This window comes from Massilia sp. CT11-108 (assembly GCF_047302915.1).
Lineage (GTDB): Bacteria > Pseudomonadota > Gammaproteobacteria > Burkholderiales > Burkholderiaceae_D > Telluria > Telluria orientalis.
In genome coordinates, this window is record NZ_JBKYMO010001088.1 from 1 (window position 1) to 745 (window position 745).

General features: G+C 72.2%; 2 protein-coding genes. Both read left to right on the forward strand.

What is annotated here, in order from left to right; translation table 11 throughout:
- On the forward strand, positions 1-257 hold a 257-nt coding region (locus tag ACEN88_RS33310), incomplete at its 5' end, for a phosphoribosyl-dephospho-CoA transferase MdcG domain-containing protein (RefSeq protein ID WP_413346599.1).
- The coding region (locus tag ACEN88_RS33315; protein WP_413346601.1) for an ACP S-malonyltransferase at positions 254-745 on the forward strand (492 nt) is incomplete at its 3' end. The genes ACEN88_RS33310 and ACEN88_RS33315, both read left to right, overlap by 4 nt.

Genomic DNA, 745 nt, shown 5'->3' on the forward strand with positions numbered 1-745 from the left:
ACTGGCTCGCCTGCGGCCTGCCCGTGCTGCGCGCGACGAGCGACCTCGATCTGCTCGTGCGCCTGCCGCGCCGGCCGTCCGCCGGGTTGATCGAGGCACTGTGCGCGCTGCAGGACGGCCAGCCGTGCCGGCTCGACATCCAGGTCGACACGGGCACCGGCGGCTTTGCCCTCACGGAATATGCGCGCGGCGGCCGCGTGCTGCTGAAGACGGACGCGGGTCCCCGCCTCGTCGACGATCCCTGGGCGGCCGCATGAGCGTACTGTTCACCTTCCCCGGCCAGGGCGCGCAAAAGGCCGGCATGCTGCATGCGCTGCCTGTGCACGCCGAGACTGACCGCACGCTGGCCGAGGCCACACAGGCATTGGGCCGCGACATCCTCGCGCAGGACAGCGCCGACGCACTGCGCTCCACGGTCGCCGTCCAGTTATCGCTGCTGGTGGCGGGCGTCGCGATGGCGCGCGTGCTGGCGGCGCTCGGCGCGGCACCGCAAATGGTGGCCGGTTTGTCGATCGGCGCCTGGCCCGCGGCCGTCGTCGCCGGCGTGCTGGATTTTAGCGATGCGGTACGTCTCGTCGAACTGCGCGCCCGGCTGATGGAAGACGCGTACCCGCGCGGCTACGGCATGACGGCGATCGGCGGGCTCACGCGCCAGCAGCTGGAACCGCTGCTCGCGCAGGCACACGGGCCAGTCTACCTGGCGAACCTGAACGCGCCGCGGCAACTCGTCGTCTCGGGCGCGCTG